Genomic DNA, 14613 nt, shown 5'->3' with positions numbered 1-14613 from the left:
CGGGCTCAACATGCCACGGCCTCACCCCATGGTACGGGTCTGCGCCCGTTGGGGTGAGCCGGGATACGTCGGTGCAGGTCAGGCGTGGTTGTGAGGTGCTCGGCGGCCGTGTCCGGGCCGGTACGGGCGGGTCAGCTGCTGCTGGCCGAGGGGCCTCCGGCCGACTTCATGCCCTTCTTCAGGAAGCCCATGTCCTCGAAGGCCGGTGTGCCGAGGCCGAAGGCGCCGGTGTTCACCAGGTTCTTGCGGGCCGCCATGAGCTGGGGGCGCTGGTAGAGGGGGATCGAGCCGGCCGCGGCCCAGATCCGGGAGTCGGCCTTGCGGATCAGGGAGCGGGACTCGCCCTCGTCGAGGGTGGCCACGGCCGCGTCGAAGAGCTGGTCGACCTGGTCGGTGCCGACGCGCGTGTAGTTCTGCTCGATGTTCAGCGAACCGTCGGCGGCCGGGACCGGCTTGGCGTAGACGGGGCGGGCGTCGGTGGCGGGGAAGGCGGTGGTCGGCCAGGAGTACAGGGCGAGGTCGTACTGGCCGGACGCGATGTGGTCCTTGAAGTAGGACTCGTCGGAGACCTTGGAGATCTCCGTGCCGATGCCGACGTGCTCCAGCATGCGGGAGATGCGGTCGGCGACCGTGCGCAGCGTCTGGGAGCCGGGCCCGGAGGGCAGGACGAAGCGGAGCGTGAGGGCCTTGCCGTTCTTGGCGAGTGGGGCGGCCTCACGGCCGGCCGGGGCGGCGGTGCCCTGGGGGGCGTACGCGCCGGGGGCGCCGCCCTGGTGCGGCTGCTTGTACTGCTTGCCGTCCTGGGCGGGGTGGCCTGCCGGGTCGTGACGGCGGTGTGCCTTGTTGTCCTCGCCGCTGTCGCTCTCGCCGACGATGTACGTGCTGTCGTCGCCGTCCGACTCCTCGTCGGAGGACTTGCCGGCCTTCTTGCCCTCGGCGCCGGCCGCCTTCTCCCCCTTCTTCTTCTCCTCCTTGACGGGGCCGCCCCGTACCCATCCGGCATCCGCGAGCAGGGCCTGCGCCTCCTTGGTGTCCTGGTCCCCGAGGGCGCCGCTGTTGTCGGCGTACGCGGCCTGGCCGGACAGGGCGAGGTGGCTGCCGACCGGTACGGCGGGCAGGCCGAGCGGCTTGAGGACGGAGGCGACCAGTTCCTTGCGGTCCAGGGCGCGGGCGACGGCCCTGCGGACGCGCTCGTCGGCGAGCGGGCCCTCGGCGCCGTTCAGGGCGAGCTGGGTGTAGGCGGGCTCCAGGGACTTGCGCACCTCGAAGCCGCGCAGGGCCTGCTGCTGCCGGGCGTATCCGGCGGCCGCCTTGCTCTGCTTCTTGTTCTTGCCGGAGGCGGTCTTCTCGTCGGAGCCCTTCTCCCCCTCCGCGGCGGAGGGGCTGGCGCTGGAGCCCATCAGCGGGCTGCCGGAGCTGCGGGGCCGGGCGGTGACGGTGATGCGGCGGGCCGCGGAGGGGTCGATCTCGGCCAGGTCGAGGGTGCCGGCGGCCAGTTCGTCGGCCCGCTTGTCGCGCGGGACCGTGCGCAGCACGATCTCGGAGAGCTTGGCCGGCTGGCCCCACCAGCGCGCGTTGCGCGCGAGGGTGATCTCGTCGTCCTTGCGGTCGACCTTCTTCACGGTGAAGGGACCGGCGGTGACCTTGAGCTTCTTGCGCGCCCCGTCGTTGAAGGCGTCCGGGGTGCCCATGACGTCCTTCGGGTACAGGGGCGAGAACAGCGACCGCCAGTCGGCGTAGGGGCGGCCGAAGGTGACCCTGACCTCCAGGGCGTTGTCGCCGCGCTCGATCTTCTGGATGCGGTCGTAGCCGGCGTTGCGGGCGGTCCAGTAGGCGGTGTCCTTGCCGGACAGGGCGCGCCACTGGGCGGCGAAGTCGGCGGCGCCGATCTCCCGGCCGTCGCTCCAGACGGCCTGCTGGTTGAGCTTGTACAGGACGACCTGCTTGGGCTCGGTCTCGACGACCTCGGCGGACTCCAGATAGTCGGGGTTGCGCTCGGGGCGGCCTTCGGCGTTCATGCGGAACATCGACGGCAGGACGGCCTGGGCGACGCGGGTGGTGGTGGCGTCGGCGTCCGACTGGAAGGTGTTCAGGGTGTCGGGCACGGAGTCCACGGCCCAGCGCAGGGTGCCGCCGTCGGTGATCCGGTCGCGGGCGGCGGGCTGGATGTCGGGGGCGGCGAGCGGCCTGCCGGCCGGGTCCTCGGAGCCGCATCCGGCGAGCGCGGGCACCGCGAGCACTCCCGCGGTGAGGAAGGCGACCGAGCGCGAGACCGCACGCGGGCCGACGCCGTGCTGGGACATCTGTGCTACCTCCGGGAAGCCGCGGGCGTTATGATCACTTTTGGCGGTATTTGGCTTTCATCTGATGTATGCCGCCACTGAAGAGGAAAGGGTTCGGCAACACAGGGCGACACGGCGGTCACAGGCGGGAAGTCACCCGACCGGCGCAACACACCGCGCGGTGCACCCATACGCCTCGGCCAATCGATGCACATCCCTTCACAGCACAAGGTGTGACGCGCAACACTCGCAGGCGCATGAACGTTGCCGCCTTGGGCCTCGAAGGACCTGCGGAAGTGAGGGCAAGTCATGTCCGTTCACGACGAACTGACGTCAGTCCAGCGCAGTCTCGACGAACTGTTCCGGTCGCTGGGACGCCTGGAGAAGCAGCTCGGCACCGGCGGCCTGGAGATGCGCCGCGTCCGTGCCGACGCCAACCACCTGCGCGAAAGCGTCGCCCTGCTGCGCGACGCCGCCGCACCCACCACGCAGAAGCGCCCCGAGCTCGTGACGATCTCCGACGCGCCGTACGACTCCACCCTGTGGCGTGACTCGGACGACGAGGGTCTCGGCGCCCGGGACCGGCGCGCTCCCTGACCGGGGAGGAGTCGAGCGACCGGCACCTCCCCCGAACCCGACCGGAGTCGTCAAAGTGGCCACTGGTACGGAACCCCCTGCCACAGAACCCGAACAGAGAGGCGGCGGCGTACGGGCCGGTACGCGCGCCGCGATCGACGCCCCGCACCTGCGTACCGACCGGTGGTGGGTGGCTCCGGCCTGCACGGCCGCCGGCCTGCTGGCCTTCATCGTCTACTCGACCTGGCGGGCCTTCGCGAACGCCGACTACTACGCGGCGCCGTACGTCTCGCCGTTCTACTCCCCCTGCCTGGCGGAGAACTGCGCCACGATGAGGGGCGGTCCGAACTGGGAGATCTTCGGGAGCTGGTGGGGCATCTCGCCCGCCATCATCATCCTGATCTTCCCGCTCGGCTTCCGCCTGACCTGCTACTACTACCGCAAGGCGTACTACCGGGGCTTCTGGGCGTCCCCGCCGGCGTGCGCGGTGGCCGAGCCGCACAAGAGGTACACCGGTGAGACCCGCTTCCCGCTGATCCTGCAGAACATCCACCGCTACTTCTTCTACGCGGCGCTCCTCGTCGCCGGGATCCTCACGTACGACACCGTGCTCGCCTTCCGCGACGAGCACTACGCGTGGGGCCACATGGGCCTGGGCACGATCGTGTTCCTGGTCAACATCGTGCTGATCTGGGCGTACACGATCTCCTGCCACTCCTGCCGGCACATCGTCGGCGGCAAGCTGAAGCACTTCTCCAGGCATCCCGTGCGCTACCGGATGTGGCAGTGGGCGGGGAAGCTCAACGCCCGGCACATGCAGCTCGCCTGGGCGTCGCTGGTGAGCGTGGCGGTCGCCGACTTCTACGTCTACCTGGTCGCGTCCGGCGCCTTCGACGATCCGCGGTTCTTCTGATGAGTGGAGCGTTCTGATGTCCGTGGTCGACCGGCAGGAGTGGGACGTCGTCGTGGTGGGCGCGGGCGGCGCGGGTCTGCGTGCCGCCATCGAGGCCCGCGAGCGGGGCGCCCGTACGGCCGTGATCTGCAAGTCGCTGTTCGGCAAGGCGCACACGGTGATGGCCGAGGGCGGCATCGCCGCGGCGATGGCCAACGCCAACGAGAACGACACCTGGCAGACGCACTTCCGCGACACCATGCGGGGCGGCAAGTTCCTCAACCAGTGGCGGATGGCCGAGCTGCACGCCCAGGAGGCGCCGCAGCGGGTGTGGGAGCTGGAGACCTGGGGGGCGCTGTTCGACCGCACCAAGGACGGCCGGATCTCCCAGCGCAACTTCGGCGGTCACGAGTACCCGCGTCTCGCCCACGTCGGCGACCGCACCGGCCTGGAGCTGATCCGCACGCTCCAGCAGAAGATCGTCTCCCTCCAGCAGGAGGACTTCAGGGAGACCGGCGACTACGAGTCCCGGCTGAAGGTCTTCCAGGAGTGCACGGTCACCCGGGTGCTGAAGACCGTGTCCGGCAGCGGCTCCGCCGCGGGCCCTCGGGTCTCCGGCGTCTTCGCCTACGAGCGCGAGTCGGGGCGCTTCTTCGTCCTGGAGGCGCCCGCGGTGGTGATCGCGACGGGCGGCATCGGCAAGTCCTTCAAGGTGACGTCGAACTCGTGGGAGTACACGGGTGACGGCCACGCGCTGGCGCTCCTCGCGGGCGCTCCCCTGCTGAACATGGAGTTCGTGCAGTTCCACCCGACCGGCATGGTCTGGCCGCCGTCGGTGAAGGGCATCCTCGTCACCGAGTCGGTGCGCGGCGACGGCGGTGTGCTGCGCAACTCGGACGGCAAGCGCTTCATGTTCGACTACGTCCCCGACGTCTTCAAGGACAAGTACGCGCAGACGGAGGACGAGGCCGACCGCTGGTACGACGACCCGGAGCACAACCGGCGACCGCCCGAACTGCTCCCCCGCGACGAGGTGGCGCGGGCGATCAACGCCGAGGTGAAGGAGGGGCGCGGCTCCCCGCACGGGGGCGTCTTCCTCGACGTGTCGACGCGTATGCCCGCCGAGGTCATCAAGCGCCGGCTGCCCTCGATGTACCACCAGTTCAAGGAGCTGGCCGACGTCGACATCACCGCGGAGGCGATGGAGGTCGGGCCCACCTGTCACTACGTGATGGGCGGGGTCGCGGTCGATTCCGACACGGCGGCGGCGCGCGGGGTGCCGGGCCTGTTCGCGGCCGGTGAGGTGGCCGGCGGCATGCACGGCTCCAACCGGCTCGGCGGCAACTCCCTCTCCGACCTGCTGGTGTTCGGTCGCCGGGCGGGCTGGCACGCGGCCGAGTACGCGGCGGGCTCGGCCGGGGCACGCCCGGTCGTGGACGACGTCCAGATCGACTCCGCCGCAGCGGAGGCGCTGCGGCCGTTCTCGGCCGAGGCGGAGATCGAGGAACCCGCGGGCGGCCCGCCGGAGAACCCGTACACGCTGCACCAGGAACTCCAGCAGACGATGAACGACCTGGTGGGCATCATCCGTCGCGAGCCGGAGATGAAACAGGCCCTGGAGAAGCTGGCCGAGCTGCGGGTGCGGGCACGCCGGGCCGGGGTCGAGGGGCACCGCCAGTTCAACCCGGGCTGGCACCTCGCCCTGGACCTCCGGAACATGCTGCTGGTCAGCGAGTGCGTGGCGCGGGCCGCGCTGGAGCGCACCGAGTCGCGCGGCGGACACACCCGCGAGGACCATCCGGCGATGGACCGCAAATGGCGCCCGGTCAACCTGCTGTGCGCCCTCACCGACCCGACGGGCGGGCTGGCGGCGACGGACCCGGTCCGCGGCCAGATCACCCTCACCCGTGAGACCACCGAACCCGTCCGTGCCGACCTGCTCGCCCTCTTCGACAAGGAGGAGCTGGTCAAGTACCTGGCCGAAGAGGAGCTCTTCGAGTGAGCAGCTACGAGGCCCGCTTCAAGGTGTGGCGGGGTGATGTCAGCGGCGGCGGCCTGGAGGATTTCGAGGTCGAGGTCAACGACGGCGAGGTGGTGCTCGACATCATCCACCGCCTCCAGGCCACCCAGGCCCCCGATCTCGCCGTGCGCTGGAACTGCAAGGCCGGCAAGTGCGGTTCGTGCTCGGCGGAGATCAACGGCCGGCCGCGGCTGATGTGCATGACGCGCATGTCGGTGTTCGACCGGGAGGAGACGATCACGGTGACGCCGCTGCGGGCGTTCCCGGTCGTCCGCGACCTGGTCACCGACGTCGGCTTCAACTACACCAAGGCCAGGGAGGTCCCGTCCTTCGTGCCGCCGGCCGGTCTGGCTCCCGGCGAGTACCGCATGATGCAGGAGGACGTGGACCGCTCGCAGGAGTTCCGCAAGTGCATCGAGTGCTTCCTGTGCCAGGACACCTGCCATGTGGTCCGTGACCACGAGGAGAACAAGCAGGCGTTCGCGGGTCCCCGGTTCCTGATGCGGGTGGCGGAGCTGGACATGCATCCGCTGGACGCGGCGGCGGAGTCGGGCCTGGACCGCAAGAGCACGGCCCAGGACGAACACGGCCTGGGCTACTGCAACATCACCAAGTGCTGTACGGAGGTCTGCCCGGAGGGCATCAAGATCACGGACAATGCGCTGATCCCCCTGAAGGAACGGGCGGTCGACCGCAAGTACGACCCGCTGGTGTGGCTGGGCTCGAAGATCAGGAGGCGGTCCTCAGCAGGCTGAGCGCCTCCTGGAGGTTGTGTTCGGCGATCTCCCGCATCCGTTCCGGGTGCGGGAAGTCCCCCTCGACGAGGGCCGACTGCCCGTCGGGCGTGAGCAGGACGTGGATCTCCTCCTCCAGTTCCCGTTGGGCGTACCGGTCACCGCACCCAGTCCTCCTTGTAGGAGCGCCAGTCTGCCTCCGTCGCGGCGAAATCGATGTACAGCGCGACGCCGAAGTTGGCCCGGTCGGCGTCCGTACGGGACAGGCCGAGCCGGACGCCTCGCACGGCGGCGGGGACGGTCTCGGCGTGGCCCCAGTGGTCGAAGTTGCTCTCCCAGTAGAAGGGCAGGCCCATCAGCAGGTCGGTGGAGGGCGGGGTGACCTCAAGCGCGAGGGAGGTCTGCTGGGCTACGTAGCCGCCATAGGTGCTCTCCAGCGGTTGGGCGGTGTCGTACGACATCACGGCGATCTGGTCGACGCGGCGGGCGACCTGGCCGAAGAACTCCTGCGACCACCACTTGGGGTGGTCGGTGAAGAAGCCGAACACGGTATGGAGGGCTGGGAGCGGGTCGATCTGGTGGGCGGCGACGGAGAGTTGTGCGTCGCGGGAGCGGGTCTCGCGGCGCAGGGAGTCGAGGAGGGTGAGGTAGTCGCGGTCGCCGGACGGCATGGGCTCCAGGTCGAGGTGGATGCCCTCGTAGCCGGTGTCCAGGACCTGGCGGGCGGAGGCGACGACCGCGGCGCGGGTGTCCGGGTTCTCCAGGCGCATGCCGTCGGGGCCCTCGGTGGCCAGGACATCACCGAGGAAGGCCTGGACGCGGACGCCGGGGAGTTTCTCGTGCACGGCGCCGATGAACCAGCGGGCTTTCGGATAGACCGACTCGGGCAGTGTGCCGTCGTGCTCCAGCGGGCCCGAGTGGACGTACAGGTCGCGGATACCGGTGCCTCGCAGGCGGCTGGCCAGGGCGGTGACGTCGGCGTCCTTCTTCCGGCCGTCCACCCAGGCGTGGCCGAGCCAGAGGGCGTCGCGGTTCCTGGTGTGCGTGCCGTCCGCCGGATCGCCCGCGTAGTTGACGCGGAGAGCCGTCAGGGCGGCCAGGAGCGGGAGCAGCAGAACCAGCGGCAGGGCGATCGCCGTACGTCTGACCCAGCGCCTGCGGCCCCTCTTGGGGGGCGTGTCCTCCGTGTCCGCCGTGCCGTCCATGCCGTCTCCCCCGGTGGTGCGATCGGTGTTGCCGGGGATGACGATCAGCACGAACGTTCGGTTGCGATCGGCTGGGCTCCTGGCGGTCGTACGCGGCCGCCGACCGCGGTCAGAACAGGCTCAGCAGCGCCTCCGCCGGGTCCGTCAGGCTCGTTTCGCCGCCCGGTAGTGGGAGTTCGAACCAGACCGTCTTGCCGCGGGGTGTGCGACGGGAGCCCCAGGCCGCGCTGAGGAGGCCGACCAGTTGGAGGCCGCGGCCGCCCTCGTCCGTGTCGCGGGCGCGGCGGCGGCGGGGCTGGACCAGGCCGGAGTCCCAGACCTCGCAGACCAGCGTGCGGTCGAGCAGGAGACGGAGGCGGATCTCGCCCTCGCCGTAGCGCAGGGCGTTGGTGACCAGCTCGCTGACCAGGAGCTCCGTGGTGTCGACCAGGGGTTCCATGTCCCAGCTGAGCAGTTGGGCGCGTGCGTACTCGCGGGCCCGGCCCACACTGCGCGGCTCGCGCGGCAGGGTCCAGTCGCCGACGGACTCGGTGGGCAGGCCCTGTACACGTGCCATCAGCAACGCGATGTCGTCCTCGCCGTGATGCGTGTCGAGGGTGTTGAGGACGTGGTCACAGACGTCCTCCAGGGGCTGGGCGGGGTCGGACAGGGCGCTGACGAAGGCCTGGAGCCCCTCGTCGAGCGGGTGGTCGCGGCTCTCGACCAGTCCGTCGGTGTAGAGCGCGAGCAGGGCGCCTTCGGGCAGTTCGACCTCGACCTCCTCGAAGGGCTCGCCGCCGACGCCGAGCGGCATGCCCGGCGGCACGTCCAGCATCAGCGCCTGTTCGCCCGGTTCGACCAGGACGGGCGGCAGGTGGCCGGCGTTGGCGAAGGTGCAGCGCCGGGTGACCGAGTCGTAGACGGCGTAGACGCAGGTGGCCAGGTAGACCTCGGAGAGGTCCGCCTCCCGGGGGCGGCGGGCCGCCCTGGTGGCCTGCTGGACGCCTCCGGGGGCGCCGAGGCCACGGGCGATCTCGTCCAGTTGGGAGAGCACCTCGGCCGGTTCGAGGTCGAGCTGCGCCAGGGTGCGGACCGCCGTGCGGAGTTCGCCCATGGCGACCGCCGCGCGCAGGCCACGCCCCATGACGTCGCCGACGACGAGGGCGGTGCGGTGTCCGGGGAGTTCGATGACGTCGAACCAGTCGCCGCCGACCTCGCTGGGCCGGCCGGTGTTGGCGTTGCCGGGCAGGTAGCGGCAGGCGATGTCGAGCCCGGAGGCCTCCGGGTCGCCGGGCGGGAGCAGGGACCGTTGCAGTATCAACGCGCGTTCGTGCTCGCGCCGATAGAGGCGGGCGTTGTCGATACAGACGGCCGCGCGCGCCGCCAGTTCGACGGCGAGGTCGCGGTCGCGGTCGCCGAACGGCTCACTGCCCTTCGTACGGGCGAACTGCACGAGCCCGACGACGGTGTCGTGGGCGACCATCGGTACGGCGAGGGTGGACTGCACGAGTCCGCCGTCCTCGCCGGGGACGGTCTGCGGCCGGGCCGTGCGCAGGGCGTCCGCGCAGGGCGAGTTGAACGGGTAGTGGTGGACTGCGCCGACCGAGACGGGCACACCGGCACCGGCGAAGGGCGCGTCGGAGACGGCACTGGCGAAGGCCACCCGGCGCAGTTCGGCGCTGCCGTCGGCGAGCCCGGGCGGGGTCTCGTCGCCGGCCAGCAGCCCCTGGTAGAGGTCGACGGTGGCCAGATCGCAGAAGCCGGGCACGACGACGTCGAGGAGCTGCCGGGCCGTGGTCTCCAGATCGAGGGAGTTGCCGATGCGGGCACCGGCCTCGTTCAGCAGGGCCAGATTGCGCCGGGCGGCGGCGGCCTCGCGGGCGGCGGCGCGGCGGGCGGTGATGTCGATCCCGAGCCAGGCGATCCCGATGGGACGGCCCGAACCGCTGTGCACGCGATAGAGGTTGACGGACCAGTGGCGGCGCTCGTCGGAACCCGGCACGAAGCCGGTGACGTGCATGTCGGTGATGGAACTGCCGGTCTCCAGCACCCGCCGCAGCGTGGCGGCGACCCGGTCGGCCTCGCCGCGCTGGAGGTAGTCGTGGACGCCCTTGCCGCGGTGGTCGTCGACGTCACCGCCGAAGATCGACGCGAACCGCTGGTTGACGCGGCGGACCCGCAGGTCGGGGTCGATCAGCAGGAACCCGAACGGGGATTGACTGAAAATGGCCTGCGAGGCGGCGAGGTCGGTCTCGATGCTGCGCAGCGTGCGGACGTCGACGACGATGCAGACGGCGGCCTTCTCGCCGTCCTCGGTGCGCGTCGGCATGACGTACACCTCGGCCAGTCCCTCGTGGCCGCACTCGCCCTCGGCGTCCTTCGGCATCCGGAAGGGCACCACGCCGGTCCACTCGCGGCCGTCGAGGATCTCGGCCATCTTGCGCATGCCCCGCTCGCGCAGGCGCGGGTCGATGAAGGCCTCGATGGGGTCCATGCCGACGGCGCGTTCGGCGGGGATGCCGAAGAGGTGCTCGGCGCGCAGGCTCCACTGGTCGACGAGCCCGTCCGGACCGATGGAGAAGGACGCGACCTTGATGTAGTCGTAGATGGACCCCGGGGGACTGCTCTGCCACACGGCGTCCCCGGTCTGGACCCCGTCGGCCGCGAGCGCACCTCCCACGGTGGAGGCCAGGCCGTCCACAACCCTCGTCCTCGCTCCCTCCGACGGGTCCTCGGACTCCGTGGACTTCGCTGGTATCTCGCTCACGCGAACCGTCCCCTCCAGCTCACCGCGTCCGGCACCGGTCACCGGGGGCGGCTGCCCGCAGTATCCAGCACTACGGTGCCGCACAACACGGTGTTCACGATCACAGCACGGTCCCGATGGTTTTCGGTCCGGACCGTGAGAACACTCCCAGTCTTCTAACCAGGGGACACCTCGTCGAATCCCGTCGGCCCGCAACCGCCACTGGCTTGAAGCAGTCGCTCTACAGCGGTGGGAGGTACGTACACCGTTTTTTCACTCCGGTACCGCGAGTTCGAACCACACGGTCTTGCCCGCGGTGCCCGGCCGGGTGCCCCAGCGGCGGGAGGAGGATGCCACCAGTTGCAGTCCGCGGCCGCTCTCGTCCTCGGGTCGGGGGATGCGCTCGCGGGGCGGGTCCGGGAGCGGGTCGGAGACCTCGACGAGGAGGACACCGTTCAGTTCGGAGGGGCGGACCAGGCGGACACCGATGGGGCCCGTGGCATGCCGTAGGGCGTTGGTCACCAACTCGCTGACCAGCAGGGCCGCGAGGTCGGTGAGGCTGTCGAGGCTCCAGCTGCGGAGTTGGCCGCGCACGGCCTGACGGGCGGTCCGCACGGCGCCCGGCTCGGCCGTGAAGGTCCACTCGGCGCGGTCACCATCGGGGTCGATCACGCCGATCACTTCCCAGACTTCGGGCCCACCCATGTCCGGTTTCATGGGGTTAATGGGCACATACCCGATATCCGGGGCGGAGTATCGCGCGGGGCAGCGCGCTGTGGCACGAAAGGCGTACACGGCGCCCGTACAACAGTCGTCCGACTGCGCACGCCCCCGGCCCGCCTCAGGCGCCGGGCGATTCTCCCGCGCCGGGCGCCTCCCCCGCGCCGGGCCCGAGGTGTCCCAGATGCGCGAGAGCCTGGCGCACGGCGGGCACGTCCTGGTCGAGCCAGTCCACGTCCCAGATCTCGCCCGGGCGGAGCCAGCGCAGTTCGTCGTGGTCCTGGAGGAGCTTGGGGGCGGCCGAACCGGGCAGCAGCCGCGCGGTCCACACATGCAGGACGTAGGGCGGCCTGAGGGGCCACTCCCCCGGAACGCGCTCGCCGGCCTCGGCGTCGACCCCGAGTTCCTCACGCAGTTCGCGCACGAGCGCGGCGTCGGCGGTCTCCCCCGGCTCGACCTTGCCGCCGGGCAACTCCCAGCGCCCGGCCAGCTCGACGGGCGCACTGCGCCGGGCGGCCAGCAGCCGCCCGTCGTCGACCAGCGCGGCACCCACGACGACGATCCGCTCACTCATGCGGGGAGCCTACGGGACCACCCCGCGGGCATCGCGGGCCGGCCGAAGGCCGCACCCCCACGGGAGGTCAGTCGTGCGCCGTCGCCGCCCCGTTCGGCCCGAGTCGCTCGACCCAGTACAGCTGTTTGTGGCCGCGACCGTCGAGGCTGTCCGCGATCTTCTGGGCCTCGGCCCGGGTCGCGTACCGGCCGACCCGGTAGCGGTTGCCGTTGTCGTCCTCTCGTATCACGAGCCAGGGAAGAGTGATCGTGCTGTCGTTCATCGCGCCCCTCCACTTCCCACCCGCGGCCTGTGCCGCGCCCCACCCGCTAAGGAAACCGCAATGCGCATATGCCCGACCCTACGCCTAACCTTCACGCAGCGAATACGGCTTTACACAAAGAGGTACGCAACCAGCCAGAACGCAGGGGGCGCACAGCAAAGAACGCGCCGTCCATGTACCCCGACGCACCCGCCCGGAGGCATACCTCGGACGCCATTGCCGACCTGCGCAAACGACGTCCGGCTACGGACCATGGACAGCCCCGGACCGTGACGGCCGTCACGGCGATCGCGTGAGCGGGGCGCACGGGGAGCGCGCTCCGGGACTGATGTGAGCGTTCGCTACTTGACCGGAAGGTGGTAGGCGACCCGGTACCGATCGGCCGGAATGACCACGTCGGCCGTCTCGACCGGGCGGCCGGAGGCGTAGAACGTGCGCGAGACGACCAGGACCACATGGCCGGGAACGCCCCCCAGGACGAGCAGTTCCTCGGCGAGACCGGGCCGGGCACCGACCTCCTCGGCGACGTTGTCCACGATCACGTCGATCGCTCGCATGCGCTCGACGACACCCATGCCGCCGAGCGGGCCCTCCTCCGGCAGCATCACGGGCGTGCGGCCCGTGAGGGCGAGGGGCTCCCAGGACGTGGAGAGCATCATCACCTCACCGCCCTCGCGGAAGAGGTACTTCGTGCACATCACCCGCTCGCCCGGCTCGATGCCCAGCCGCTCGGCGACCGCGACACTCGCCTCGGCCTGCTCGCTGCTGGACTCCCAGGTGCCGCGCCCCTCACCGTCGGCCTGCTCCTGGCGGAACGGGGTGGCCCCACCGGTCGGGCGGTATCCGGAGCGGGAGATGCGCCGGGGCACGGGCCGCTCGCGCACATACGTCCCCGAGCCGGAGCGGCCCTCGACGAGCCCCTCCGCCATGAGCACCTTGCGGGCCTCCAGGGCGACGGTGTCCGAGACCCCGTACTCCTGGCGGATTCTCGCCTGCGACGGGAGGCGGGTGTGCGGAGGCAGCTGACCGTCGACGATCTTCTGGCGGAGATCACCCGCGACACGCAGGTACGCCGGCTGCTCACCGAATGTCACTGGCCGCTCCCATCAGGTTGTACAGACAGCAACAGCGTGGCAACCGTAGGTTGTGCGGTGCAAGCAAAGGCCAGAGAATCACTCGATGTGATGACATGGGGACCCTGAGGGCTTTACGCAGGCACTTTCTCCCCGCTATGGCCGCCGTCACACTTGCGCTTCGGAGTCTCCGCCCGTGCGCCCCTCCCACGACGGTGGGGCGGCGGCCAGCCCGAGGGCCTTGCGCGCGGTGACGGTGGCCGGGCCGTCGACGTACGCGTACGCCTTGCCGCGGTGGGTGGAGTAGGTGTCCGCGTCGGTGGCCGTGCGCGCCCGCGCCCACTCCTCGCGGGCGTCCTCCAGGTCCCGGACCAGGTCGGCGACGGGTTTCTCGGCGTCCGACGGCCAGGAGTGCCCGCGCAGTGCCTCGATCTGCTCGCCGAGCACGTCGCGCACCAGCGTGGCCCAGGCCCGGTGGCCGGCCAGGTCGTCCTCGGGGCTGTCCTCGGGCTCCTCGTACAGCGCGGCGTCGACGGCGTTGGACACCGACAGGAAGACGACCTGGTCGGTGTCGAGCGTCGTGGGGTCACCGCGCAGCGAGCCGGTCAGCCCCGCCTTCCCGTCGGTGTTGCCGAAGACGCAGGTGATCGCGCGGTCGCCGTAGCGCCAACTGTCCCGGGACGGCATGAGGTAGTAGACGTCGACGTCGCCCGGCATCGCCCAGGTGTCCATGGCGTACTGGTCCTGGAGCGCGTAGCACTTCTCGTCGGCGATGTCGGTGACCTTCGCGTCCCCGGGGAAGGCGCCGCCCGGCAGCGTGACGACCGCGAACACCTCGCCGTCGTGTCCGCCCGCGCAGGAGACCCGGTCGACGTCGTACGTGTCGCCCTCCAGCCCGCCGGGCGCGTTGAAGCAGTCGCCCTTGCGGAGCGAAAGGCTCTCATTGCCCCGCGCGCCGTCCTTGAACTCCTCCCAGGCGTCGGACGCGACGCCGGTGGACAGCGTCACGGCCCACAGCACGATCCCGACGGACGACAGCACGGCCCCCGCGATCGCCATGCCCCGGCCGCTCTGCCCGCTCCGCCGGATCTGCCACAACGCGATCAGCCCCAGCACGAGCCCGGCGGCCGGAAGGAAGCAGAGCACACCCAGCGCGAGCGCGGCGACGGCGAGCGCGTTGACGGAGACCGGGGCGCCGTACGGACGCCCTGCGGGGCCGTACGGACCGTATGCCTGCGGCCAGTTGGCAGGGGGCGGGCCGTACGGGTCCTGGGGCTGCCGGCTCCCGGGGGGCGGGGGTATGGACACGGGTGCGGGGCTCCTGGTCGAGGCGGTGAGCGGGGGATCGGACGTACAGCCGGCACGGGGGCTCGGACGTACAACTGGGGCGGGGGATCGGACGTGCGGCTGGCGCGGGGGATCGGACGTACGGCCGGCGCGGGGGATCGGACGTACGGCTGGGCGCATCGTAAGCGGCGCAGCGTGCCGCGGCAGCGCCGGTGTTGCCGCTGGGGGTCCTGAAATGAGGCCGCTCGAAGGGCACCTGAAGC

General features: G+C 70.9%; 12 protein-coding genes. 4 read left to right on the top strand and 8 right to left on the bottom strand.

Features of this window, described 5'->3' with window-relative positions:
* Window positions 1-131 precede the first annotated feature (131 nt).
* Entirely contained in the window at window positions 132-2303 is a 2172-nt protein-coding gene (locus SSQG_RS25440; RefSeq protein ID WP_003992722.1) for an ABC transporter family substrate-binding protein, read from the bottom strand.
* A 288-nt stretch (window positions 2304-2591) separates the two neighbouring features.
* On the opposite strand from SSQG_RS25440, the gene SSQG_RS25435 reads away from it, so the two are divergent.
* Genes SSQG_RS25435 through SSQG_RS25420 form a run of 4 tightly spaced genes read left to right on the top strand, consistent with a single transcriptional unit; the run spans window position 2592 to window position 6525 of the window.
* Window positions 2592-2879, top strand: a complete 288-nt coding sequence (locus SSQG_RS25435) for a hypothetical protein (protein ID WP_003992721.1) — start codon at window positions 2592-2594, stop codon at window positions 2877-2879.
* A gap of 55 nt (window positions 2880-2934) precedes the next feature.
* Window positions 2935-3771: a hypothetical protein gene (locus tag SSQG_RS25430; RefSeq protein ID WP_003992720.1), complete on the top strand. Its 837-nt coding sequence runs from the start codon at window positions 2935-2937 to the stop codon at window positions 3769-3771.
* A gap of 16 nt (window positions 3772-3787) precedes the next feature.
* The gene (locus SSQG_RS25425; protein WP_003992719.1) at window positions 3788-5752 is read left to right on the top strand and encodes a fumarate reductase/succinate dehydrogenase flavoprotein subunit; all 1965 of its coding nucleotides are present in this window, start codon (window positions 3788-3790) and stop codon (window positions 5750-5752) included.
* Window positions 5749-6525 (top strand): succinate dehydrogenase/fumarate reductase iron-sulfur subunit, encoded by a 777-nt coding sequence (locus tag SSQG_RS25420; protein ID WP_003992718.1) that lies wholly within the window; start codon window positions 5749-5751, stop codon window positions 6523-6525. The genes SSQG_RS25425 and SSQG_RS25420 overlap by 4 nt, the downstream gene beginning before the upstream one ends.
* A gap of 137 nt (window positions 6526-6662) precedes the next feature.
* Here the strand turns inward: SSQG_RS25420 and SSQG_RS25415 are convergent, their stop codons facing one another.
* From SSQG_RS25415 to SSQG_RS25385, 7 genes are all read right to left on the bottom strand, one after another.
* Complete coding sequence (locus SSQG_RS25415; RefSeq protein WP_086025182.1) at window positions 6663-7709, bottom strand: glycosyl hydrolase family 18 protein; 1047 nt, start codon at window positions 7707-7709, stop codon at window positions 6663-6665.
* Window positions 7710-7818: 109 nt separating this feature from the next.
* Window positions 7819-10455: a SpoIIE family protein phosphatase gene (locus SSQG_RS25410; protein ID WP_039933600.1), complete on the bottom strand. Its 2637-nt coding sequence runs from the start codon at window positions 10453-10455 to the stop codon at window positions 7819-7821.
* A gap of 252 nt (window positions 10456-10707) precedes the next feature.
* On the bottom strand, window positions 10708-11139 hold the full coding sequence (locus SSQG_RS25405) for an ATP-binding protein (RefSeq protein ID WP_039933599.1): 432 nt from the start codon (window positions 11137-11139) through the stop codon (window positions 10708-10710).
* 136 nt (window positions 11140-11275) lie between these two features.
* On the bottom strand, window positions 11276-11728 hold the full coding sequence (locus tag SSQG_RS25400) for a (deoxy)nucleoside triphosphate pyrophosphohydrolase (RefSeq protein WP_003992714.1): 453 nt from the start codon (window positions 11726-11728) through the stop codon (window positions 11276-11278).
* A 67-nt stretch (window positions 11729-11795) separates the two neighbouring features.
* Window positions 11796-11990, bottom strand: coding sequence for an SPOR domain-containing protein (locus tag SSQG_RS25395; protein WP_003992713.1), 195 nt, complete (start codon window positions 11988-11990; stop codon window positions 11796-11798).
* A 341-nt stretch (window positions 11991-12331) separates the two neighbouring features.
* Window positions 12332-13084, bottom strand: coding sequence for a GntR family transcriptional regulator (locus SSQG_RS25390; protein WP_003992712.1), 753 nt, complete (start codon window positions 13082-13084; stop codon window positions 12332-12334).
* A 147-nt stretch (window positions 13085-13231) separates the two neighbouring features.
* Entirely contained in the window at window positions 13232-14371 is a 1140-nt protein-coding gene (locus SSQG_RS25385) for a DUF4190 domain-containing protein (protein WP_003992711.1), read from the bottom strand.
* Window positions 14372-14613: the final 242 nt, after the last annotated feature.

The organism is Streptomyces viridochromogenes DSM 40736, assembly GCF_000158955.1.
GTDB lineage: Bacteria > Actinomycetota > Actinomycetes > Streptomycetales > Streptomycetaceae > Streptomyces > Streptomyces venetus.
This window is presented reverse-complemented; position numbering and strand designations above follow the sequence as displayed.

What these genes read in the sequence shown, in the direction of transcription:
- SSQG_RS25440 (WP_003992722.1), bottom strand. Translation starts at nt 2,303, where the DNA reads ATGTCCCAGCACGGCGTCGGCCCGCGTGCGGTCTCGCGCTCGGTCGCC.
- SSQG_RS25435 (WP_003992721.1), top strand. Translation starts at nt 2,592, where the DNA reads ATGTCCGTTCACGACGAACTGACGTCAGTCCAGCGCAGTCTCGACGAA.
- SSQG_RS25425 (WP_003992719.1), top strand. Translation starts at nt 3,788, where the DNA reads ATGTCCGTGGTCGACCGGCAGGAGTGGGACGTCGTCGTGGTGGGCGCG.
- SSQG_RS25415 (WP_086025182.1), bottom strand. Translation starts at nt 7,709, where the DNA reads ATGGACGGCACGGCGGACACGGAGGACACGCCCCCCAAGAGGGGCCGC.
- SSQG_RS25405 (WP_039933599.1), bottom strand. Translation starts at nt 11,139, where the DNA reads ATGGGTGGGCCCGAAGTCTGGGAAGTGATCGGCGTGATCGACCCCGAT.
- SSQG_RS25400 (WP_003992714.1), bottom strand. Translation starts at nt 11,728, where the DNA reads ATGAGTGAGCGGATCGTCGTCGTGGGTGCCGCGCTGGTCGACGACGGG.
- SSQG_RS25395 (WP_003992713.1), bottom strand. Translation starts at nt 11,990, where the DNA reads ATGAACGACAGCACGATCACTCTTCCCTGGCTCGTGATACGAGAGGAC.